The organism is Nonomuraea africana (assembly GCF_014873535.1).
GTDB lineage: Bacteria > Actinomycetota > Actinomycetes > Streptosporangiales > Streptosporangiaceae > Nonomuraea > Nonomuraea africana.
The window spans coordinates 7,527,959-7,549,156 of record NZ_JADBEF010000001.1 but is presented as its reverse complement, the minus strand read 5'-3'; the positions used below and the strand labels follow the sequence as shown (position 1 = coordinate 7,549,156).

The 21,198-nt window shown below is 67.8% G+C and carries 20 protein-coding genes; 8 read left to right on the top strand and 12 right to left on the bottom strand.

The features are described from left to right. Nucleotides 1–41 precede the first annotated feature (41 nt). Nucleotides 42–2,075: an elongation factor G gene (fusA, locus tag H4W81_RS35935; protein WP_192778863.1), complete on the bottom strand. Its 2,034-nt coding sequence runs from the start codon at nucleotides 2,073–2,075 to the stop codon at nucleotides 42–44. 924 nt (nucleotides 2,076–2,999) lie between these two features. On the opposite strand from fusA, the gene H4W81_RS35930 reads away from it, so the two are divergent. Beyond that, nucleotides 3,000–3,731: a hypothetical protein gene (locus H4W81_RS35930; RefSeq protein WP_192778862.1), complete on the top strand. Its 732-nt coding sequence runs from the start codon at nucleotides 3,000–3,002 to the stop codon at nucleotides 3,729–3,731. 677 nt (nucleotides 3,732–4,408) lie between these two features. Then, entirely contained in the window at nucleotides 4,409–4,978 is a 570-nt protein-coding gene (locus H4W81_RS35925) for a hypothetical protein (RefSeq protein WP_192778861.1), read from the top strand. A gap of 144 nt (nucleotides 4,979–5,122) precedes the next feature. On the opposite strand, the gene H4W81_RS35920 is transcribed toward H4W81_RS35925, so the two are convergent. The 6 genes from H4W81_RS35920 to H4W81_RS35895 form a co-directional block, all read right to left on the bottom strand. Beyond that, nucleotides 5,123–5,722: a GTP-binding protein gene (locus H4W81_RS35920; protein ID WP_192778860.1), complete on the bottom strand. Its 600-nt coding sequence runs from the start codon at nucleotides 5,720–5,722 to the stop codon at nucleotides 5,123–5,125. Continuing rightward, nucleotides 5,703–6,101 carry a DUF742 domain-containing protein gene (locus H4W81_RS35915; protein WP_192778859.1) on the bottom strand — a complete coding sequence of 133 codons (399 nt, stop codon included), beginning with the start codon at nucleotides 6,099–6,101 and terminating at the stop codon, nucleotides 5,703–5,705. The genes H4W81_RS35920 and H4W81_RS35915 overlap by 20 nt, the downstream gene beginning before the upstream one ends. Further along, entirely contained in the window at nucleotides 6,098–6,529 is a 432-nt protein-coding gene (locus H4W81_RS35910) for a roadblock/LC7 domain-containing protein (RefSeq protein ID WP_192778858.1), read from the bottom strand. The genes H4W81_RS35915 and H4W81_RS35910 overlap by 4 nt, the downstream gene beginning before the upstream one ends. A 2-nt stretch (nucleotides 6,530–6,531) precedes the next feature. After that, nucleotides 6,532–9,480, bottom strand: coding sequence for a sensor histidine kinase (locus H4W81_RS35905; protein ID WP_225958958.1), 2,949 nt, complete (start codon nucleotides 9,478–9,480; stop codon nucleotides 6,532–6,534). A gap of 126 nt (nucleotides 9,481–9,606) precedes the next feature. Beyond that, nucleotides 9,607–10,821, bottom strand: coding sequence for a cytochrome P450 (locus H4W81_RS35900; protein WP_192778857.1), 1,215 nt, complete (start codon nucleotides 10,819–10,821; stop codon nucleotides 9,607–9,609). Nucleotides 10,822–11,040: 219 nt separating this feature from the next. Then, the gene (locus H4W81_RS35895; RefSeq protein ID WP_192778856.1) at nucleotides 11,041–11,775 is read right to left on the bottom strand and encodes a dienelactone hydrolase family protein; all 735 of its coding nucleotides are present in this window, start codon (nucleotides 11,773–11,775) and stop codon (nucleotides 11,041–11,043) included. Nucleotides 11,776–12,144: 369 nt separating this feature from the next. Between H4W81_RS35895 and H4W81_RS35890 the strand changes: the two genes are divergently transcribed. The 5 genes from H4W81_RS35890 (at nucleotide 12,145) to H4W81_RS35870 (ending at nucleotide 15,910) form a co-directional block, all read left to right on the top strand. Beyond that, nucleotides 12,145–12,690, top strand: a complete 546-nt coding sequence (locus H4W81_RS35890; protein WP_192778855.1) for a hypothetical protein — start codon at nucleotides 12,145–12,147, stop codon at nucleotides 12,688–12,690. Between the two features lie 58 nt (nucleotides 12,691–12,748). Then, complete coding sequence (locus H4W81_RS35885) at nucleotides 12,749–12,988, top strand: hypothetical protein (RefSeq protein WP_192778854.1); 240 nt, start codon at nucleotides 12,749–12,751, stop codon at nucleotides 12,986–12,988. Nucleotides 12,989–14,011: 1,023 nt separating this feature from the next. Beyond that, nucleotides 14,012–14,134, top strand: a complete 123-nt coding sequence (locus H4W81_RS48955; protein WP_264083212.1) for a helix-turn-helix transcriptional regulator — start codon at nucleotides 14,012–14,014, stop codon at nucleotides 14,132–14,134. A 357-nt stretch (nucleotides 14,135–14,491) separates the two neighbouring features. Beyond that, a complete protein-coding gene (locus H4W81_RS35875; protein ID WP_192778853.1) occupies nucleotides 14,492–15,595 on the top strand; it encodes a methyltransferase domain-containing protein in 1,104 nt (367 codons plus the stop codon). 24 nt (nucleotides 15,596–15,619) lie between these two features. Further along, entirely contained in the window at nucleotides 15,620–15,910 is a 291-nt protein-coding gene (locus tag H4W81_RS35870) for a hypothetical protein (RefSeq protein WP_192778852.1), read from the top strand. 236 nt (nucleotides 15,911–16,146) lie between these two features. Here H4W81_RS35870 and H4W81_RS35865 read toward each other — a convergent pair whose 3' ends face one another. The 4 genes from H4W81_RS35865 to H4W81_RS35850 all read right to left on the bottom strand — a co-directional run bounded on the left by H4W81_RS35865 (nucleotide 16,147) and on the right by H4W81_RS35850 (nucleotide 18,952). Further along, complete coding sequence (locus H4W81_RS35865; RefSeq protein ID WP_192781246.1) at nucleotides 16,147–16,749, bottom strand: GNAT family N-acetyltransferase; 603 nt, start codon at nucleotides 16,747–16,749, stop codon at nucleotides 16,147–16,149. A gap of 424 nt (nucleotides 16,750–17,173) precedes the next feature. Next, a complete protein-coding gene (locus H4W81_RS35860; RefSeq protein WP_225958957.1) occupies nucleotides 17,174–17,539 on the bottom strand; it encodes a DUF2809 domain-containing protein in 366 nt (121 codons plus the stop codon). Nucleotides 17,540–17,790: 251 nt separating this feature from the next. Further along, nucleotides 17,791–18,369 (bottom strand): hypothetical protein, encoded by a 579-nt coding sequence (locus tag H4W81_RS48950; protein ID WP_192778850.1) that lies wholly within the window; start codon nucleotides 18,367–18,369, stop codon nucleotides 17,791–17,793. A gap of 211 nt (nucleotides 18,370–18,580) precedes the next feature. Beyond that, nucleotides 18,581–18,952 (bottom strand): DoxX family protein, encoded by a 372-nt coding sequence (locus H4W81_RS35850; RefSeq protein ID WP_192778849.1) that lies wholly within the window; start codon nucleotides 18,950–18,952, stop codon nucleotides 18,581–18,583. An 83-nt stretch (nucleotides 18,953–19,035) separates the two neighbouring features. Here H4W81_RS35850 and H4W81_RS35845 point away from each other — a divergent pair, with 83 nt between their 5' ends. After that, entirely contained in the window at nucleotides 19,036–19,914 is an 879-nt protein-coding gene (locus H4W81_RS35845) for a LysR family transcriptional regulator (RefSeq protein ID WP_192778848.1), read from the top strand. 325 nt (nucleotides 19,915–20,239) lie between these two features. On the opposite strand, the gene H4W81_RS35840 is transcribed toward H4W81_RS35845, so the two are convergent. Further along, nucleotides 20,240–21,175, bottom strand: a complete 936-nt coding sequence (locus H4W81_RS35840) for a LysR family transcriptional regulator (protein ID WP_192778847.1) — start codon at nucleotides 21,173–21,175, stop codon at nucleotides 20,240–20,242. Between the last annotated feature and the right edge of the window lie 23 nt (nucleotides 21,176–21,198).

The following is a 21,198-nucleotide window of genomic DNA, read 5'->3' as shown; positions in this document are numbered from 1 at the left end:
TGGACGGCCCTGCCCAGGAGCGGCAGGGCCGTCGTTGCGTGCTACCGGGATGGCGTCGCGGTCGGCGCCGGGGCGTAGCCGGCGGGGCGGGTGGTGAAGGTGCCCCGGCCCTGAGTCCGGCTGCGCAACCGGGTCGCGTAGCCGAACACCTCGGCCAGCGGCACGACCGCCGTGATCACCACCGTGCCCGCCCTGGCGGTCGTGTCCGAGATCCGGCCGCGCCGTGCCGCCAGATCGCCGAGCACCCCACCGGCCGCGTCGTCGGGTACGGTGACCGTCACCTCGACCACCGGCTCCAGCAGCGCCATGTCGCACGCGCGCAGAGCTTCCCTCAGCGCGAGCCGGCCGGCCGTACGGAATGCCGGCTCAGAGGAGTCCTTGGAGTGGGTGGCCCCGTCGGTCAGCGTGACCCGCAGGCCGGTCACCGGGTGACCGCCGAGGGGGCCCTCGGCCAGGGCGTCACGACAACCGGCCTCCACCGCCCGGACGTACTCCCGCGGGACCCGGCCGCCGACGACGGTCGAGCGGAACGCGAAGTCCGCCTCCGACGGGTCCACGTCGAGGACGACATGGGCGAACTGGCCGGCTCCGCCGTCCTGCTTGACATGCCGGTACAGCAGCCCGGACACCCCGCTGACCACCGTCTCCCGCAGGGCGACCTGCGGTCGCCCGACGCTGACATCCAGCCCGTGGACGCGGCGGATCTTCTCCACCACCACCTCCAGGTGCAGCTCGCCCATCCCCGACAGCACCGTCTGACCGGTCTCAGGGTCGGTTCGTACGGCCAGCGAAGGGTCCTCCTCCACCAGCCTCGCCAGCGCCGCCGCCAGCCGGTCGGTTCCGGAGCTCCTGCGGGCCTCGATCGCCACGGAGACCACCGGGTCGGTCACCGTCGGCGGTTCGAGGACCAGCGGTGCCGCAGGTGCGCACAGGGTCGCACCGGTACCGGCCGCCTTCAGCCCGATCACCGCGACGATGTCCCCGGCCACCGCCCGGTCCACCTCGGTGTGCCGGTCGGCCTGCACGCGCAGGATCCGGCCGATCCGCTCGGTGCGCCCGGCGCCTGCGTCCAGCACCGTGTCTCCCTTGTGCATGGTTCCCGAGTACACCCGCAGGTAGGCCAGCCGTCCGGTGGCGGTCGCGCTCACCTTGAACACCAGCGCGGCCAGCGGCGCCGCCGGGTCGGCGGCGCGCTCCTGCGCCTCGCCGTCCTGGGTACCGCGCACTGCCGGTACGTCCAGCGGCGAGGGCAGGTAGGACACGACAGCGTCCAGCAGCGGCTCGATCCCGCGGTTGCGATAGGCCGAGCCGCACAGCACGACCACTCCATCACCGGTGCGGGTCAGATCGCGGAGTGCGGTGGACAGAGTCCGCGCGGAGATCGTCGATTCCGCACAGAACTCCTCCAACGCGAGCGGGTGCCGTTCGGCCACCGCCTCCTCCAGCGCTCGACGCCGCCGCCGCGCCTCTTCGCGCAGCTCATCGGGCACCGGCCGCTCCTCGACCGTGTCGCGGCCATCGGCCCAGACCAGCGACCGCATGCGCAGCAGATCCACCACGCCGACGAACGCGTTCTCCCTCCCGATCGGCAGCTGGACCACCAGCGGGGTCCCGTGCAACCGTTCGCGGATCGACTCGACGGCGGCGTCGAGGTCGGCGCCGACGCGGTCGAGCTTGTTGACGAAGGCGATCCGCGGCACGCCGTACCGATCGGCCCGCCGCCACACCGACTCGCTCTGCGGCTCGACTCCCGCGACCCCGTCGAAGACCGCGACGGCGCCGTCGAGCACCCGTAGCGAGCGCTCCACCTCGTCCGAGAAGTCGACGTGACCTGGGGTGTCGATCAGGTTGATCCGGTGACCGTCCCAGGCACAGCTCACCGCTGCGGCGAAGATGGTGATCCCACGATCGCGCTCCTGTGAATCGAAGTCGGTGACGGTCGTCCCGTTATGGACCTCGCCCCGCTTGTGGGTGGCGCCGGTGATGTACAGGATCCGTTCGGTGATGGTGGTCTTGCCCGCATCGACGTGGGCGAGAATACCGAAATTGCGATGATTGTGCAGGTTCGTGCGCACGGCCTATGGCCCTTCAAGAGGTCCGAACAGGGCAGCGCGATTCCCTGACGAAACGGCCACGGATAATTGCGGCGAGATACGCCTTTACCCGGCAAATGGGCGTTCGTCAGAGGACGTCCGGTGTCAGCCGCGCAGCTGATACCGGGCCGACGAAGACACCAGGATCACCTCGTGACGTGACGGGGGGATAATCACAGCGGTGCGGTAGCGCACGGCCGACTCCCTCCCTCGTCAGAGCGCGCGCTGCGGTGTTGCGGCGACGCGCTGTTCGTGGAGAGTGTATGGAAACCGATGCCGACGGAGAACTGATTTTTCTCGCAGGAACCCAGTCGAACTGCGCGCGACCGGTCAGCGGGGCAACCACAGGCGAGTCGCCCGGCGGATGCGCCGGTCCGGCATCGTCGGGCTGCAGCTGCGCGAGAAGGCCCGCGCCACGATGCGCTCGAAGGTCTCCGACCTGCTCGAACGCGACTTCACCGGGCCCGCGCCCAACCAGTGAGCCACCGGGTACCGGGCAAGGTACGGGTCGAGCCGTCGGCGGGTGACCACTCGGACATCCCCGACCTCAACTGGGGTCGACATGTCGACGGATAACCGTAAGTGCTCCGCACCCCGACCGTCCTCCGAAACCGGCACGCCATACATGTGCATTTATCAAATAGATGACCTGATGTTGACACTTTTTCACCGGCTCTTTCCCAGTACGGGTAATTCGACTCCGGCGTGGCGTTGTGGAGTGGCTCGCGGCAGCTGTAAGCATTGGACCGGTCCCATCGGCTCGCTCCGTGGGCAGGCACAGGCCAGATTCGGCCTGCGGGCCAGTCGCGACCATGGGTCGCATTCCGAAAGGAACGGTACATGTTCACGCCCATTCCTCGAACAAAGTCCACAACCACTCCACTCCGGCCGAAGGAGCGTTACTCGATGAAGAGAACGACGATGTTCGCCATGGCCGGCTCCCTTTCGATGGCACTGCTCACCCCCCTGGCCCCGGCGGCGAACGCCGCCAGTGCCGACGACGACGGCCACAGGAAGTGCAAGCCGAACATCTTCTTCAAGATCCATCAGCTCTCGCCGAGGAACTTCTTCGTGCCTCGCACCCGCTTCACCGACGGCCCCGGCGGCGAGATGACGGTGTCGGTCACGCGGGAGCACGAAGTGACCGCATTCATCGAGACCGAGAGCGAAAGGACGAGGGAGGTCACCACTGGGGACCTGGTCCGCAGCCTGCGAAGGATGGGACTACCCCACCTCGAAGAGCGGCACATGGTCTTCACCGGACACGAGTACACGCGCGAGGTCAGCAAGGGAATGTTCGGCAACATGTGGTACCGAGTCTTCGGGTACCGCATCGGCTGGTCGCAATGGTCGGTGCTCGGCACCTGCCGCCAGGTCCTCATCGACACGGGAATCGCCAACGTGCCCGCCAGGGTGGAAGGCTGGCACTACTGGGAGACCAAGCACCCGGAGTTCCGGGGTCACCGACTGTGGGGCGGTCATGGGCACGGGTCATCGGGTAAGGGCCCCGCGGGTAACGGCCGCACTGCCGGTAAGGGTGGCGTCAAGCTGACGACACCGAGCGACCGAGCACGCAGGATGCAGCCGGAACCCGGAGCACGCAGAGGACAAAGGTCGCCGGCTGCAGACGAGGACTGAGACGAAACACCACGTCGGCCGGATGAACGAACAGGCACGACCTTCAAGATCGCGAGGTTATCCACACCAAATGATCGGAAAAGACCGTGCCTGCCTCTCCTTGCAGGCCAACCCCGCCGACCTCCGCAACACGGCCCTTCTCCTGATCGCTTACGGCATTCACGTTGGGCGGTGTGAGGGACTTTGATGCACTTGTAGGGTCTGGGTCTGGCAGCCAGAAGGCGGCCATCGCCGCGGCGAAGCGCGTCGGATCTCGGTGGTCCGGCGCACCTCGCGCTCCAGTTCAGTGATCTCCTGGGCCTCGCCGGTGAAGGTGCCGGGCCGCCAGCCCTCGTCGATCTCGGCCCGGCGTACCCAACCCGCGCAGTGCCTCTCGGCGAACGCCGAGCCGGCCGGCCACCCGCGTGATCGCGCCGGGCGCGCCGCACGGTATCTGTGTGGCACATTCGAAGCGCATTCCCGGCTCGGGCATCGCCCTGCCTGATGGGTTCGACCTCAGGGCCTCGGCAAAGTAGAGGATTTGCCCGATTCGGCAGCTTGGGATTGGGGCTGAGACCCGTGACGATCTGCGTCGAAGCCCCGGTCGAGCGTCAGAGCGAAGCGTTCTTCTACTGTGCGGAGCCTTGGGTGGATACCGGGCTAAGATACGGGCGACCGCATCTGGATGATCACACGCGATGTCGGAGTCGAAGCCTGTGACCAGCAGTTCAGCGCCGCAAGAATTCAGTGACCTCTGGTCGAAGAACCGCGAACGACAGAACGCCGGGTATGAAGAGATGATGAGGGTGACCGGCAATCCGGTTCCCTGGGCTTATGAGGTGTGGGATGAGGTGGTCGACAACCTCGTTCACGAAGACAATCACAACCGGGCGATCGCGGCGCAGATTCTGTGCAATCTAGCGGTCAGCGACCCGGAGGGGCGCATTCTGAAGGACCTCGCCGCGCTGATCGAGGTGACCAGAGACAAGCGCTTCGTGACAGCGCGACACTGCCTGCAGTCGCTGTGGAAGATCGGGCTCGCCGGGTCCACCCAGCGAGCAGCCCTGGTCGACGCGCTCGCCGCCCGATTCAGTGAATGTGAGTCGGAGAAGAACACCACGCTCATCCGAAACGACATCATCGTCGGATTGCGAAATCTTCACGAGGCCACGTGCGATGAGACGATCGCGCAACGAGCAACGGCGCTCATCGAGACCGAGGACGACATCAAATACCGCGGCAAATACGCGAAATCCTGGCGTCAATGACCGCGGGCCCGCCTTTCCCCTACCCATCTGGCCGTGACTCGGCCGAAGCCGGGGTTCGGACTCCGGGTCTTACGACAGGGCTCGATCGCCAAGCGCGCAACTGTGCCCCCCGATGTCACAGCCCGAGCCGAGCCTGTGGCCCGGTCAGGCCACGGGGTGTGGTGCGGTACGGGACTGCGTAGCCATCAGGTGGTCGATGAGCGCCAGCAGCACGTCGCGGCCCGCCGTACGGTCGCGGGCGTCACAGAGCACCAGCGGAACCTGCGGATCGAGATCGAGTGCCCTGCGGATCTCCTCCTGTGTCCGGTCCCTGACGCCATGGAAGCAGTTGACGCCCACGACGAAGGGGATGCCGCGGCTCTCGAAGAAGTCGATCGACGCGAAGCTCACATCCAGCCGGCGGGTGTCGACCAGGACGACCGCGCCCATCGCTCCGTTGACAAGGTCGTTCCACATGAACCAGAAGCGTTCCTGCCCGGGGGTGCCGAACAGGTAGAGCACGAGTTCGCTGTTGATGGTGATGCGCCCGAAGTCCAGCGCGACGGTCGTGGTGGACTTGCCGCTCACCCCTTCCAGATCGTCGACGCCGACGCTGGCGTGGGTCAGGTACTCCTCGGTACGTAGTGGGGCGACCTCGCTCACCGCGCCGACCAGGGTGGTCTTCCCGACGCCGAACCCACCGGCGATAAGGATCTTCACTGCCAGGGGAGCAGCGTCCCCGTGGTCAGAGATTGCGTAGTCCATCCCTCACCGCCTCAAGGATTGTCATGCTGGGGAAACCGCCTGCCTGTGCGAAAGCCAGTGGTGGCCGGGCCCGCAACTGACCGGCCTCGATCAGATCGCCTATGAGGATCTTGGTCACTGACACCGGGAGGTTCAGCGCGGAGGCGACTTCGGCCACCGCCAGGGGCCGCTTGCCCAGAGCGAGGATGGTGCGGTGCTCCGGCTGCATTCTGCGCAGGCCGTGTCCGGTCTCCGGCGAGACCTCGGAGATCGTCGTCACCAGGGTGATCAGCGTCAGGTCGTCCCGCTCGGACGTGGTTCGGCCGCCGGTGATCGTATAGGGACGGACAAGGGGCTCGTCGGCGTCATCGTCGTCGAAGCCCTCCGTCCAGTGCCTCATCCGTGTCTCCCCGCGTCATCGGGCCGCGGGGTGCGTGTGTCGGTTCCCAGCTTCTGGCCGACCTGCTGGACCAGGGTGTGCATCGCGACGGTCATCAGTTCGGCGTCGACCTCCTGGGACGCGACCACGGCCAGATGGGTGCCGCGGCCCGCAGCTGTGACGAACAACCACAGGTCGGCCATCTCGATGATGACCTGGTGGACCGGCCCGCCGTTGAAGAGCTGCCCCACGCCGCGAGCCAGGCTCTGCTGGCCGGTGGCGATCGCGGCGAGGCGTTCGGCGTCCGAGCGTTCGATGGTCTGGGACCGGCTGATCACCAGCCCGTCGTCGGACAGCACGATGGCGTGCCGGGTGCCCGCGACCTGATTGACCAGGCCGTCCAGGAGCCAGTCCAGGCCCGCGTCGGTGGCGGTGGTTCGCTGCGTCATCTTCAATCTTCCGTCGTAGGGGAACTGGGCTCGGAGGATCCGTTCGGCCGGGGATGGAAGGCATCGTCGCCGGTCCGGCGCCTGCGGGACTGCCTCTGGAACGCGCCGATCGTGGCACTGGATCGGCGGGGCTGGTCCCGTACGGCCCAGATGTCCTGGTTCGTCTGTTCGTCCCTGTCCGCCGGAACTTTGAGCTCGGTGACCAGGTTGGCCTGGCGCACCCGCTGGGGCAGCGGCTGGGGGTCGGACGACGGGGGTGCGTCGTCGCGATCCGGCGATCCGGCGGCGGGTGCTGTCACGTATGCCATCGCGCGTCCTCTGGAGCGAGTCGGCAACTGCGCTTCCCCGTACGGCGGGCGGGGACCGGCCGTACCTTCCCGGGGGTGGGGCTGCGGATCGGCAGGGCCCTGGGAGACCTCCTCGGGGAGCGCGGCCGGCGCGGGTACCGCGCGGGGGCGCTCCACCACCAGCGGTTCCGGGAGCAGCACGATGACACGGGTGCCGCCGAAGGCGGACGGCCGCAGTTCCACCTGGAGACCCAGGCCCATGGAGAGCCGAGCGACCACGTACAGGCCGAAACGCACATCGTCGGCGTGGGTCATCACGTCGAGCTGCGGCGGCGACTTCATCAGGGCGTTGGCGGCGGCGTACTGCTCGGGTTCCATGCCCAGGCCGCGGTCCTCGATCTCCACGGCGATGCCCCGGCTGACCGGTGCGGCCCGCACCTCGACCGGGGTGAGCGGCTTGGAGAAGGCGGTGGCGTTCTCCATCAGCTCCGCCAGGACGTGGACCAGCGGCCCCACCGCGCGCTCGGCCACCCAGGGTTCGCCATCGACCTCGATCGCGATCCGCCGGTAGTCCTGGACCTCGCCTTGCGCGGCGCGCAGGACGTCGAGCAGGCGCACTGGCTTGCGCCAGCGGCGCTGCGGCTGTCCGCCGCCGAGGATCACCAGGTTCTCCTCGTAGCGGCGCAGCCGGGCGGTGAGATGGTCCAGGTCGAACAGGCCCTCCAGCACCTCGGGGTCCTCGTGCTTGCGTTCCAGTTCGTCCAGCTTCTTCAGCTGGAGGCCGATGAGGATCTGGGTACGGCGGGCGATGCGCTGGAGCATGCGCTGGAAGCCGCGGTGTTGTTCGGCCTGCCGTACGGCGGTGAGGACAGCGCTGCGTCGCGCCAGGTTGAGGGCCTGCCCGAGCTCGCCGAGCTCGTCGGGGGTGGGCTCGACCATGCGCACTTCGGCGTCCACGTCGACGTCCTCGCCGCGCTCCAGCCGGGTGACCACACTGGGCAGCCGCTCCTGGAGTTCCAGGGCTTCCTGGCGCAGGTGGAGGATGCGTCGGCGAAGAACGGCGGTGAGGCGCCAGCTGGTGAAGATCACCAGACCCAGGGCGAGCAGACCCACGGTGGTGATGCTGATGAAGATCACGAAGATCGTGTTCGCGTGGCCGTAGCCGATCTTGGCGACGTTTTCGAGCCGGAGGCTGAGGAGTTGCAGCAGTTGCTCGGTGACCGTGTCCACCGAAGAGCGCCATACGGGGCGGGCCTCGGGGAGCGTGACCTGGTCGCTCTCGGCGTTGCCCTCGGAGGTGACCAGCCGCCCCTCCAGAGCGGTCATGGTCTGCCACGCCTTACTGGTCGTCAGCTTCCCGTACTGGCTCTCGTTGCCGGTGAGACTGGGGATCACCCGGGACTGCAGGAGGTGCTTCCTGGTGCCGATGGCGTCCGTGACGAGGCCGTACTCGTCCCTCGTCAGGTGCCCCTTCTCCCAGCCCCGGGCCAGAATGGCGTCTTCGCGGCCGATCATGTCGATGACCCAGAAGAGGTCGACCAGGGTCTGCGCCTTACTGCTCACCTCGGCGTGCTCGGTCTGGCTGAGGGCGACCAACACGCTGAGGTCCGACTCGAGGACGCCGCTGTAGTAGTCGAACGCCTTCTGCTCGCTGGACCAACCGGCGTCCACCGCCTGGCGCTGCTGGTCGAGGAGGCCGAGGCTGCGGTCGGTCCGGGCGATGGCGTCGCCGAGACCCTCCTGTGCGTCGGTGGTGTCCAGGGCTGCCAGCGGACGGAAGGCGCTCACGGCCTTGTCCGTCTCCGCGCGCTGCTTGGCAAGCCTGCCGCGGGCTGCGCCGTCGGGGTTGGCCTGCAGCTCCGCGGTGAGCCGTCGCTCCTGGTCAAAGCTGAAGAACAGGTTGGCCGCAGGCCTGCCGACGGTGTTGGTGGCCAGGTCCATCTGGGCCTTCTCGGCCTGCCACTGATTGGCCAGTTGGAACATGCCGGAACTCAACAGTGGGGCAAAGGTCATGCTCGGCACGATCACGATGATGATCAGCACGGTACGCAATGGCAGTCGGCGGCCACCGGCCGGCCGCCGCGGCCCGCCGCCGGCCGGCCCCGATAACCCGTTCCCGTCGCCCACGGTGCCCGTTCGTCGTCGCCCGACCCTGCCCAATCCAGCCACGTGCAGGACACTCTCCTCAACGATCGGTGCATGACGAAAATCGCCAAAGTAGGCGATTGGTGCCTGATAGTAGCCATACGACAGTTGAGTCGAAAGCCCCCGCGCGGCCGGGCGCTTTTCGCACGTCACGGTCGAGCGGGCGGCGGTGGCGGAGTTCTTCGACCGGTTAGTGCGCCGGAGGGTAGGACTGTACGGTTTCGGCTCTGGCACGAGTTCGGTGGTGACGGTTGGCGGTCTCTGCGCACAGGATCCTCTGGCGGGTGGCGCGAAGCCGGCTCGGCCGTACATCTGGCGGTTGATGAGTTTGATCTTGGCGCTGGTGCCGGTGCACAGGGGCAACGCCCTGGGCGCAGGTGCGAGCGTCTCCGATCTCAAAGCGAGGATGGGGCCGACAACGACCGGGGCGAAGCCATCCCGGTGCTGGAACGCCTCGCTGAGGCTCTCGACGTACGGCTCAGCGTTCGCGAGGCCAGTTGAGCCGTGGTGCACGGTCATGACCTGTGGAGCGAGGCCATTCAAGGGAGCCGGACTGACCGGACTCCCTTTAGCCTCCTGGGCCAGGCGGAACCCTCAAACCCCCGATCACGTTCGAAGATCTGCGGTCAGGTGATCATCCGTACCTCAGCCTCCCTTGACCGGGAGCCGGAGGGGGCGATAGATCAGTCCGTCGTTGGTCCACCGCAGCGTCGCCAAGTCCTCTTGGGCACGGAGGGTGGGCAGCCGCGTCACCAGGGCGCGGAAGGCTTCCTGCAGTTCCATCCTGGCCAGATTCGCCCCCAGGCAGTAGTGGGGGCCGTGGCCGAACGCCAGGTGCGGGTTGGCCGCCGTCCCGGCGAACCTCTGGGTGTCGAACCGCAGTGGATCGTCGAACGCCGACGGATCGTGGTTGGCGCCCGTGGGATTGGGCAGCACGACGGTGCCCTTCGGGATCACGCCGCCGGACAGCTCGATGTCCTCGGTGACCAGCCGGAGCAGGCCGTTCCCCCCTGGACCTTCGCAGCGAAGGATCTCCTCCACCGCCGATTCCAGGAGCTCGGGTCGGGCAGCCAGCTGCGCGTACTGCTCAGGGTGGCACAGGAGGCGGAATGCGCCCCGGATGATGATCGATGCGGTGGTCTCGTGCCCAGCCATGATGAGCGTGAAGACCATGTGGGTCAGCTCCGCCTCACTCAGCCTGTCCCCGTCGTCGCGCGCCTCGATGAGGAGGTCGATGAGGTCACCGCCTGGCCTGACCCGGTGCTCCGCGATCAGCTCGCCGGCGTACGCCATGAACGCGGCGAATCCCTCTCCCCTGGCCTCGGCGCTCGCCTCGGAGGTGGACAGGAACATCTCCGTCCAACCGCGGAACTGCTCGAACCGGTCCATCGGGACGCCGAGCATCTCGCAGATCTCCCGCGCGGGCAGCGGCAGGGCGAAATCGGCGACCATGTCGAACTCGTGGCCGGCCGCGTCGATCAGTTCGTTGGCTATCGCCGCCGCGCGAGGCCGCCAGCGCTCGATATGCCTGGGCGTGAAGGTGCCCTGCATGATGCGGCGATAACGCGTGTGCTCCGGCGGGTCCTGGTTGATCAGCGCCGCGGCGTCGTCCTCGAGGGCGGTACCGCTGACCATTCTGGGAAGGCCGGGTGCCCGCAGGTTACGGCTGCTGGCGGGCGAGGTGAGAACGGCACGGACGTCTTCGTACCTGACGATCATGGGTACCCGGTCTCCGCTCGGCATCGTGGTGGGCTCCATCGAAGCCTCGGCGAGCCTGCGGACCAGGTCAGGGGCGGGGGTGCCGAACGGACCGGGTCGAAGGTCCGGCCAGGGCCAGGTGGAGCTGGACCGTTCTGTCATGATCGCCTCCTGGCGATGCCGTCTGACGAGCCTCCTGAACGTACGAAGCAGCCCATGGCCGGTCAATGTCTCAGTGGCCACATCTCCCTTGAGCGCTCGCTTTGTTTCCCACCGCATGAGGCACAGCCGGGGCACGCCAGACAGAGGGCTAGTCGATTTCGGAATCAGATTGGGTCGGCGGTAATGACGCCGGCATCCGGTCCGTCGTGTTGGCCAGCGCTACTCGTGGTTCACGACGTGTTTGTCGAAGAAGACGAATGTGCGCTGCCATGCCTCGTCCGCTGCCGGGCGGACGAGGCCGTGACGCAGCGGGAACAGCGCGAGTTTCGCGATGGGGTGGTGGCCGTCGGTCATGAAGGAATGCCCGGCAGCCGGATAGATCTCCACGTCGTGCTCGATGCCGAGCGCCCGCATATGTTCCTGCAGCCGCATGCCGTGCGACCGAAAGCCCCGGTCGCGGCCGCCGTAGGAGCCCACGACCGGACACACTGACCGCAACTCTTCCTGATCCGTGGGAACCACGCCGTAATTCACCGATGCGGCTCGCACGCCGGGCGGCGCGCTCGCCGCGTACGCGAGGGCGAACCCACCGCCCATGCAGAATCCGATCACACCGAGCCGACCGCCGTCGACGTCTGAGCGGCTGGCCAGCCATCGCCGGGTCGCGTCGATGTCGACGGCCGGTCGACCCGGCCTACCGGTCGCGAGCTGGTTCATAGCCCGCGCCAGACACCCGATCCTGGTGCCGTGGCGGTACAGATCAGGCAAGACCGCCGCGTATCCACGTTCGGCGAACAGGTCCACCACATCCAGCATGTCCGGTTCGACGCCGTAGATTTCGTGTACCACCACCACCCCTGGCCATCCGGCCACGGGTGCAGTCCCCTCCGGCAGTGCCACCGTCGCCGCCAGCGAGCTGCCGTCTGGCAGCGGAATGCGCACGTGTTGTCTCATCAGCACTCCTCAGGCGACCGATAAAGCAGAATCGTGCTGCAACGGCCCGCCCATCGTGAGCCATGGTCGTGCGGGCACACACGCTCCTCCGCACACGATCTTCCCGTCTGCCTCGTCCCACACGCAATGCAGCGGATCAAGACCAGAGAACCAAGGCAGAGCGCCCACTGGACGAACCGCCTTGGTTCTCTGTGCCTGATGTGCTGGGCTCTGCCTGGGAGGTGGCGGGCGGGAAGATCGGGGCCCACCTCAGCTCACTGACTACCAGCCTGGTCGGCGCGATCATCCCGGAGACGAGTTCCCCGCTGGAGGCATGCTCTGACCTGCCATTCTTGGCATGCCAAAGGCGTCGAACTTCAGGAGGTCATAGTGCCCAACCCGGGAGAGTACGTTCAGGAGGTCATTGATTTCTGCGGCTTCAGTCCTGTGTTCTGGAGCTTGGACTGGAAGGTGGTCGAGCAGGCACTTGGCCACCGGCTGCCGAGTGACTACATGCGCCTTTGCGACGCGATTCCACCGGGCAAGTTCTCGGACTTCTTCTGGCTGCTCCACCCGCTCGGATCCCGTGGCGGAAGCCTTGTCAGCGCAGAGAAGGATCTTCGGGATGTTCTCGAGGAGTTGACCGAGATCTACCGGGACGAGGAAGAGTGGAACGAAGAGGAGTGGATCGACCCTGGCACCCTCTTCCCTTGTTTCCAGACCGACAACGGCGACGTCGGTTATTGGGCTTCCACCGACTCCGAGGACCCAGACAAATGGACGGTTGTCATCAACTGGGCCGGCGGCCTCGATTGGGACGTCACAGAACTAACGCTGAGCGCTCTTCTCCACAGGCACATCATTGAGGGGTCTGATTATCTGTTCTCCTCGGCGCTGGGTGATAACAGGGTGGCCAGCTTCACCTCATACTTCTGACACGAGTGTTGTTTTCCTGTCCCTAGTTGCTGACTGTGGGTAGTCAGTCTGGCCGACTGTGACCTCCTGCCCGTGCGGCTCGCGCAGCCGCCGCCTTGAACTCGACGGCGTCGGCATGCAGCGGGGCGGGCCGCCGTACGGCTTCCATCCCGGCAGCGATCACCCTGCCCCAGTGGAGCATCTGGCTACCTACGTCGGGCCTGGAGCGGATGCGTTCGTCTTCCTCGGCGCCAAGGGCGGTTTCCTTCGGGCAACACGCGGCGGCACGTCCTGGACCATCGAAGATCAAAACGCTTGAGCACCATCCCCTTGCCCGAATTCTTTGACTGCGGCTGTCCGGACGTCTACTACTGCCCGCGAGCCGGTGAGGTCGAGTGCCCTCGGCACAGCGGCTTCGATGTCTGCTGCGATGCATTTGATCGGCACATCGCGCTTCGTGGATGATCACGCCCGCGAATGACCCGACAACCAGAGTCGTGACCTTGGAGGCTCGTGATCGGTACGCTGATCGTCATGGGAGACGGTGAGGCATCTCTGCGGCTGGAGGACGTAACGTCGGCGTTAGAGACGACTCTCACCGCCCTGAGGGCTGTCGGGTCCGACCCGATGTACCGCGTGGGTGGCACAAGTGCCGCTCTGCTGCAAGGTGTTCATCTTCCTGTCGGAGACGTTGACCTCTTGGTGGCTCGACGGGAGGACGTGGACACGGTCGCTGCCGCTCTCTCGTCCTTTCCCTGTCTGTATGCGCCATCTTGGCTCCCCGAGAGTTCGCAGTATTTCGCTAGGTACGAGGTGAACGGGGTCCATTTAGAGATCAGCACGGTTGAGCAGGAGACCGACTCCGATGGGATGGAGTGCGTTGGCCGTGGCCCGTGGCAGCACTTCGTCTTGATCACGTGTGGCTCGTATCGTGTTCCTGTGGTTCGCCTGGAACTACGGTTGGCCACAGAGCTCTTGCGTGATCGGTCCGATCGATACGAACCTCTCCTCGACCACATGGCGGCGCAGGGGTTCGATGCTGATCTTCTGGACAGGGCTATGACTGCTCGCGGTCTTTCGGTGGAACGACAGCGCTTGGTTCACGATCGCCTCGCCCATTCCTCTCCCCGCTCCCGATAGTTGCCAAGGATCGGCGACTCGCGCCCATGGTTCTGTCAAGGGTGGTGCGTGCGCCATCGCGTAGCGACGCCGTAGGCGCCCTTGACGGGTTCCGGGTGCCGCCGAAGAATCGGGCAGCCGGGGCGGGGAACTACCTCTGAGCTGGCGCTGCTGGTTAGCTGCGTGAGGGATCGCGCCGCTCGTCACCGGGGTCGGCCACCGGGTGGGGTACGACAGCCCGTCACAGTTCAGCCGCGAGTACCGCCGCCAGTTCGGCGCGCCACCGAGCCAGGACGCCGCGCGCCTCCGCTACGCCACGCTCGCCCCCGCGTTGTCCGTGCCGTAGCAGCTGCGGCGTTTTATGTCGTGGTGGTGTGGGCTCGAGGTGGTTGAGATCGTCCTCGACGGACACTCGCGGCTTCGCCTCGACCACTGGCGTGGCGACGGGCGAGTCTTGATCCTCGACGGGCCCTCGACCGGCGGTGGAGCCTGTCCTCCGGGCATTCGCCCAGGTAGAAGGGTGTCGATCCGCCGCGCTCCCCGTTACCGTAGGTTGTAGTGGCCTTACGCGCCGGACGCCCGAAGAGGCCCGGTCAGGCTCGGCCCCGGACGCGTACCGGGATACGCGTCCTTTCCCATACCGCCACGGCACCCGCGGGGAGACCCTGGCGACGGCCAGGTTCTTCACCCGGAAAGAGTCATCATGAACGCCTTGAACACCGCCACCGACACCGATGCCGACCGCACCGACCGGCTCGCCGAGCGCCTGTTCGAGAGCACCCTGGGCGCCCTCGAGCTGTTCTCTGTCTACCTGGGCGGCGAACTCGGCCTCTATCGTGCCCTCCAGGAGCATGGCCCGTTGACGGCGGCGCAGTTGAGCGAGCGGGCCGGTATAGCGCCCCGCTACGCCGCCGAGTGGCTGGAGCAGCAGGCCGTCGCCGGACTGGTGGAGACCGATCCGGACGTCCCAGGCGAGGAGCGCCGCTACCGCCTCGACCCCGCGCACGCCCGGGTGCTGGTCGACGCCGACGATCCCGCGCACGCCGCGCCGTTCGCGCACATGCTCGCCGGGATCGGTGGCGTCATCTCCCAGGTCGCGCAGGCCTACCGCACCGGCGCAGGCGTCCCGTACGAGGAGTACGGGAGGGCCTTCCGCCACGGCCAGGGGCACATCAACCGGCCCGCCTTCACCCACGAGCTGGCGGGCAGCTGGATCGCCGCCATGCCCGACGTCCTTGCCCGGCTGGAGGCGGCGCCTCACCCGCGCATCGCCGACGTCGGCTGCGGGCAGGGCTGGTCGGCCATCGCGGTCGCTCGTGCCTTCCCCAACGCGGTGGTGGACGGCCTGGACGCGGACGACTCCTCGATCGCCGACGCGCGCGCCCACGCCGAGCAGGCCGGTCTCGGTAACCGTGTCCGGCTGGTGTGCGCCGACGCGACGTCCCTGCGCGACACAGGACCGTACGACCTCGTGCTCCTCATGGAGGTATTGCACGATCTGTCCAGGCCGGTGGAGACGCTACGGGCGATACGCGACGCCCTGGCCGAGGACGGCGCGGTCCTCGTCGCCGACGAGCGGGTGGCCGAACGCTTCACCGCGCCAGGGGACGAGGTGGAGCGGATGATGTACGGCTGGAGCGTCACGCACTGCCTGCCCACCCAACTCGTCGAGAAGCCCTCGGCGGCCGTCGGCACCGTGCTACGGGCCGGCGCTGTCAGTGGGTTCGCCTCGGAGGCGGGCTTCGGACGGTGCACCGTGCTGCCCGTCGAGAACGACTTCTTCCGCCTCTACCGGCTCGACCGCTGAGGCCGGCGAACTTCTTGGCGCTCCTTGTCGCTCCCGATCTACCAGCACGCGACCCGCGACGCCGACCAGAAGATCGCCGACGCGCTCAACACGCGAGTGAAGGCCGAACAGAAGAAGGCGAGGAACAAGCGCCAAGAAGCAGAACGACGCAGGCTAATGACACGAACGCCTTGCACCATGATCGGTGGCGGGGCGTATGAGGAGGTGGACCCTAGGAGATTCGAACTCCTGACATCCTGCTTGCAAAATGGCCTGATCTTCAGGCACAACGGCCTCGATGTGGACGGCGGACAGCCCGCGAGTGACCGTGACTGACCGCGGTTGACCGCCCTTAATGGCACGCTAATGGCACGGGATCGTCAACCATGCCTGGACATTCGGATCGGGAGGTGTGCAGGGTTGGTCTGCCTGGACTGTCCTTGCCCGACACTCCGCGCCAGGGCTTTCGTCGCTCGCCGCGGTGGGCGCCGGCGCCCGGATGCGCCGGAGTTGGACGAGGACGACGGGGTGGTCTGAGCACGGCTCCCCATCGGGGGTGAGATGTCAGGCTCTCAGCGCGGGTCCCTGCGCATGCACCACGTCCGGGGGCCGTTGTCGGGGAGCTGGACATCGGCTGCAACCTTGAAGCCGAGGCGCTCGTAGAACCGCACGTTCGCCTCGCTGGAGGTCTCCAGGAACGCCGGACACCCAGCGCGCTCGGCCTCCTGGATGCCGGGAATCAGCACCGCACTGCCGAGTCCCTGCCCCTGGGCCTCGGGGGCGGTTCCCACGGTTTCCAGGAACCATCCCGGCTCCTGGGGCCGGTACGGGGCAATGGCCGCGTCCGCGGCCGCGGACGCGGCGGCGCGGTCGCCGCTGAGTTCGCCGAGGAGCGGCCCGAGTTCGGCGAAGGCGGGCGAGGGATCCTGGCCGGGAATGGCCCAGACAGCCACGGCGCGGCCTTCGTCGGCGACCCAGACTCGGCCGTACACCATGCCGATGCGGGTCAGGCACAGCTCCTGGGACCGCCGGATCCGCTCCTCGTGATCGTCCGCTGCGATCACGTGCCGCGTGTAGGGGTAGTCGGCGAAGGCGCGGGCGAGGGTATCGACCGCGGTGGGAATGTCGGCGTCGGTGATGGGACGCACGACAGGGGCTCTCTGGTTCTGTGCCATGTTCACCGAGCCATCCTGCCACCGGGTGAATCCCTCGCCAACGCGTTTTGACCAGGGGCGACGGGGGTTTCCTCCTCAGCGGTGTAGCCGGTTGCACGCGTGCACCGGGCCCGACTCGTTGTCCGGAACGGTCGTCGACTACGCCGCCGAGCACACTCGGCGGCACCACCCACGGTGGCCTGGGCAAGGCAATGGGTCACCGAGCTGCTTCAGCTACATACAGTCAGCATCGCCCTGGCTTCCTCCGAGAACCGGCGACAGTTGAATACGCGAGCCCCACCAGTACCGAAGGCCGATCAGTGGCGCCGCTGGCCGGACCCCGTCCTGCTTTGCAACGGCTGGCCGCCGCGCAGGACGAACACGATGACCTCGCCGCTGTGGGGCATCCGTACCGTCAGCGTGCCGGTGGGGTGGAGTCCGAGAGTCAGCCGGTCTGATCACCGGATCGGACCAATCGGCGTTCCCAGGCCAGGGCCGCGACCACACCGATGGCATAGGCGACCAGGTCCCATGGGTCGGGGAACGCGCCGACCAGGACACCGCCGATGCCCGGCGGGGTCATGCCGACTATTTGGTAAAACTCGACGGCGGCGGCGATCGCGGCCGTGGCCAGGGTGCGGGGTGCGGCGGTGGTGCGCCACAGCAGCCCCAAGAACGCGTAGACCAGCATGGTGGCGCCGACGTCGCTCACGTAACCGCGGATGAACGGTTGTCCCGGGCCCCGGTAGAAGAGGGCGAACGCGCCGACGGCGAGGGCGACGCCACCCAGAAGGACCATGGCACGGCGCATGAGGTTGACATCTTCTCCGAATCTCAACGATCAGGACGAACCTGATCATAGAGCTCGTCCCTTATGGCGGCATGCTGATTGCGGCCGGTCAGCGACTGCGGTGGAGTGCCATGGCGACGGTATGCCAGCACGCTGGAACGTAGTGATGATCCATCCGGAATGAGGCCCGACCAGATGAAACAGTGCCCCGCGTGGTGCGAGGAAGAGCACTCCAACACCTGTTCATGATCCACCGAATGTGGGTTTTCACCTTATGTGCGCTGAACCCCTGGTACAGGTGCCACTGGCCATCGGTGCGCCAGAGGCACACGTCGGTCTCGTCTCAGTCCCGGGGGCAGCTCCTCGACCAGGTCGCCGGGAGCTTCGGCGTCGCTCGTGCTGGCGGCGCCGGTCGGGGTTTCGTCGCCCACCGCGGTGGTCGCCGGCGAACGACGTATCCCGGCGGTGCGGGCGGCGTGCCGCCAGTCGGCGGCGACGGCCTGGTGCTCGCGGGCGGCGGCGCTGATGGAGGTGGCCAGCCTGGTCAGGCGGTGGGCCAGCTCGCCGAGCTCGTTCTCCCAGCCGGTCGGCGGTTCGGTCTCGGCGGCCTGGCCCTCGCCGTCGACGGCGGTGGGGATGGTGGCGAGCGCGGCGGCCAGCTCGGCGGCGAGCTGGTGGGCGCGGCTCGCGTCGGCGGCCAGGCGGCCGCGCAGCCACGCCGTGTGCGCGGTGGCCTTCGCCTGCGCGGCGGCGGGCTCGGTGGGCGGCCTGGCGGCAGGGCGTTCCGCAGTAGGGGGCCCGGTAGTAATGAAGAAATTTCCAACGAATATGCCGCTGACCTGCGTCGGCATGGAGACCCGGGCAAGGTCAGCGGCACCTTCGGCTCGGCCCACCGCATCTACCAACCGGCACACCGGTCCTGCGGCGCCCTCACATCGGAGCAGGCCAGCGGCATATCCGTTGAATTTTCCGCCGTTACTACCGAGACCCCTTCCAGAGGCGGCGATCCTGCTCGGCCAGCGGGATCAGCGCTCGCCAGGATCGTGCACGGGGCTCGGAGATTCAGAGCGGCCACGAGCGGAGACGCCCCCACGCGACGATCGCGGCAATGACGATCACGGCGAGGTTTCCCCCGATCAGGTGTGCCTCGCCTCTTCCCAGATGCGTGACCGTGGCACCGGCCATGAGGATCACGAAGCCGATCGCCGCCAGCGGTGTCAGTACGGGCGCGATCCGGGTCATCCCGGGAAGGACCAGGCCCGCCGCACCGCACACCTCGATGATCCCGATGCCCGCCACCTGGAGCCGGGGGAAGTCCTCCACCCACGGCATCAGCCCGCTGATGGCCTCCAGCGGCGCGACGATCTTGAGCCCGCCGGCGACAAGGAACAACACGGCCAGTAGCGCCTGGAACACCCACAGAACAAGAGACATGTCCCTTAGTGCAGCTCATCGCCCGCAGGACTGTCCAAGACCACTTTCCACCCGCCCGATAGGCTGGACCTATCATGGCCGGAATGGGATGGGACCTGCGCCGGCTGCGATATTTCCAAGCAGTGGCCGAAGAACTCCACTTCGGCCGGGCGGCCCGCCGGTTGCACATCGCCCAGCCGTCGCTGAGCCAGCAGATCAAGGCCCTGGAGAAGGCGGTCGGTGCCACCCTCCTGGAGCGCACCCCACGTGGTGTGCGGCTGACCCCCGCAGGGGCGGCAGCGCTCGACGCGGCCCGCGACCTGCTCGCCCTTTCCGAGCGAAGCCTGCGTGACATCCGGGACCTCGCCTCCGGCTCCCTGCCCGCGCTCAGGATCGGGTTGTCCACGGGGATCGGCCCCGGTCTGCTCGGTCGGATACGGCTCGCCGCCGGTGCCGCGGGTGTGAGCATCGCCTTCCACGACGCCACCTCCGCGGAGCAAGCGGATCTGCTGGGCCGGGACGAGCTCGATCTCGGCCTCATGCTCGAGCCCGTGGGCCACACGGACCTGCACCTGCTACGTCTGGTCGACGAACCCCTCGGCGTGATCACCGGCAGACGGCATCGTCTGCCGGATCAGCTCACGGCCGACGATCTCGCCGGCAAGCGCCTGCTCTGGTTCGACCGCGAAGAAGCCCCCGGCTACCACGACCACGTGCTGGACGCCTGCGCTGCGGCCGGGTGGCGGCCCGAGGTCCAGGTATGCCACAGCCGGCGGCTCAGCGCCATCGTCCTGCTGCTCACCGCCGAGCCTGATCTGGTCTCGCTGGTTCCGGCGGCCAAGGCCACCCATCCTGAGCTGGTCTGGCGCCCTCTCCAGGCTGCCCCCCGCCACCGCGTCGCACTGGCCTGGCGCGGCCACGACGACAGGGAGGCTGTCGGCCGCCTCCGCGACGAGCTCGTTTCCGGTCTCGCCCGACCCTGACGGACCTCGCCCGCGCGGCCATGGGCCGCCTCAGGGGACGGGCCCCGCCTGGGTGTGGCAGCTACCTGCGTGAGCCATGCGGGGTCTCGGTAGTAACGGCGGAAAATTCAACGGATAGGCCTCCGGGGAGGATCGGACCGGATTTTGGCGCTAGAAAGTCGATCTTGACGACGATTCGGTGACGACGGCTGTTTGCCCTGGCTGAGCGCCCTAGCGTGCCTGCTCATGCCTCATGTGAGGCATACGGAGGGCAGGGCCGGGAGTGTGCCGATGGCCGCGCCTGCCTCCTGAATCCCGGTTAGCGGTCCGGCCCGCGAGGCGGCGTTCAGCGCGGGATTGCCCAGTCCGGCGCCCAGGTCCCGGCGGCGCCGTGGCCGGCCGCCGTGGCGGCGAGGTGGGCGCGGAGGGTGGCCAGCGCTGGGTGGGGGTTGTCGCGGTGCCACAGGAGCGAGTGCGGGTAGACCGGCGTGGGGCCGATCACCGGGATGCGGCGCAGGCCGTGGTCGGCGGGCCAGACCAGGCGGGTCTGCTCGCCCATGAAGGTGGCCAGGGCCGAGGTGTCGGCGATGGTGTCGAGGAGCGCGTCGGAGCCGAAGTTGGGGCCGGTCGCCTCGATGGTGAGGCCGAACTCGGCGACGAGGTCGTCGTAGTAGGCGGCCCACTCGGTACCGGGGACGATGCCGGGCATCCAGATCCGGTGCCCGGCGAGCTGGGTCAGCGTCACCGACCGGGCGGACGCCAGCTCGTGGGCGGGCCCGATGAGGAGCTGGAGCGCCTCGTCGAGCACCCGGACGGACTCGATGTCCTCGGGAAGGGGTCGGCCCGGCATGCCGACGGCGCGGAAGGACACGTCGATCGCACCGGACCGGATGGCGGCCACGGCCGCCTCGATGTCGAACAGCATCACCACGTCGAGCTCGATCTCGGGGTGCGCGCGGTGGAAGCCGCGCATCAGGCCCGACTGCGCGCTGCGCGAGGCGATCACGTCGACGCGCAGCGGACGGCTGCCGGTGCGGACGGACGCGGCCGCGCGCTCGGCGACCCGGAGCAGTTCGCGGGCGTGGGGCAGGAACGCCTGCCCGTCGATGGTGAGCTCGGCGCCGCGCGGGGTGCGGGCGAACAGCCGCACTCCGAGGTTGCGCTCCAGCGCGGCGATGCGCTTGGAGACGGCCTGCTGGGTGACCGCCAGCTCGGCGGCTGCCTCCTGGAACTGCCCCGCGTCGGCGGCGGCGACGAAGGTTCGGACGGTGTTGAGGTCCATGTGGACACACCTTACGGGTACAA

Excerpts from the sequence above, each read along its gene's own strand:
- H4W81_RS35930 (WP_192778862.1), top strand. The coding sequence starts at position 3,000 with ATGAAGAGAACGACGATGTTCGCCATGGCCGGCTCCCTTTCGATGGCA.
- H4W81_RS35925 (WP_192778861.1), top strand. The coding sequence starts at position 4,409 with ATGTCGGAGTCGAAGCCTGTGACCAGCAGTTCAGCGCCGCAAGAATTC.
- H4W81_RS35920 (WP_192778860.1), bottom strand. The coding sequence starts at position 5,722 with ATGGACTACGCAATCTCTGACCACGGGGACGCTGCTCCCCTGGCAGTG.
- H4W81_RS35915 (WP_192778859.1), bottom strand. The coding sequence starts at position 6,101 with ATGAGGCACTGGACGGAGGGCTTCGACGACGATGACGCCGACGAGCCC.
- H4W81_RS35910 (WP_192778858.1), bottom strand. The coding sequence starts at position 6,529 with ATGACGCAGCGAACCACCGCCACCGACGCGGGCCTGGACTGGCTCCTG.
- H4W81_RS35905 (WP_225958958.1), bottom strand. The coding sequence starts at position 9,480 with ATGACCGTGCACCACGGCTCAACTGGCCTCGCGAACGCTGAGCCGTAC.
- H4W81_RS35900 (WP_192778857.1), bottom strand. The coding sequence starts at position 10,821 with ATGACAGAACGGTCCAGCTCCACCTGGCCCTGGCCGGACCTTCGACCC.
- H4W81_RS35895 (WP_192778856.1), bottom strand. The coding sequence starts at position 11,775 with ATGAGACAACACGTGCGCATTCCGCTGCCAGACGGCAGCTCGCTGGCG.
- H4W81_RS35875 (WP_192778853.1), top strand. The coding sequence starts at position 14,492 with ATGAACGCCTTGAACACCGCCACCGACACCGATGCCGACCGCACCGAC.
- H4W81_RS35865 (WP_192781246.1), bottom strand. The coding sequence starts at position 16,749 with ATGGCACAGAACCAGAGAGCCCCTGTCGTGCGTCCCATCACCGACGCC.
- H4W81_RS35860 (WP_225958957.1), bottom strand. The coding sequence starts at position 17,539 with ATGCGCCGTGCCATGGTCCTTCTGGGTGGCGTCGCCCTCGCCGTCGGC.
- H4W81_RS48950 (WP_192778850.1), bottom strand. The coding sequence starts at position 18,369 with ATGCCGACGCAGGTCAGCGGCATATTCGTTGGAAATTTCTTCATTACT.
- H4W81_RS35850 (WP_192778849.1), bottom strand. The coding sequence starts at position 18,952 with ATGTCTCTTGTTCTGTGGGTGTTCCAGGCGCTACTGGCCGTGTTGTTC.
- H4W81_RS35845 (WP_192778848.1), top strand. The coding sequence starts at position 19,036 with ATGGGATGGGACCTGCGCCGGCTGCGATATTTCCAAGCAGTGGCCGAA.
- H4W81_RS35840 (WP_192778847.1), bottom strand. The coding sequence starts at position 21,175 with ATGGACCTCAACACCGTCCGAACCTTCGTCGCCGCCGCCGACGCGGGG.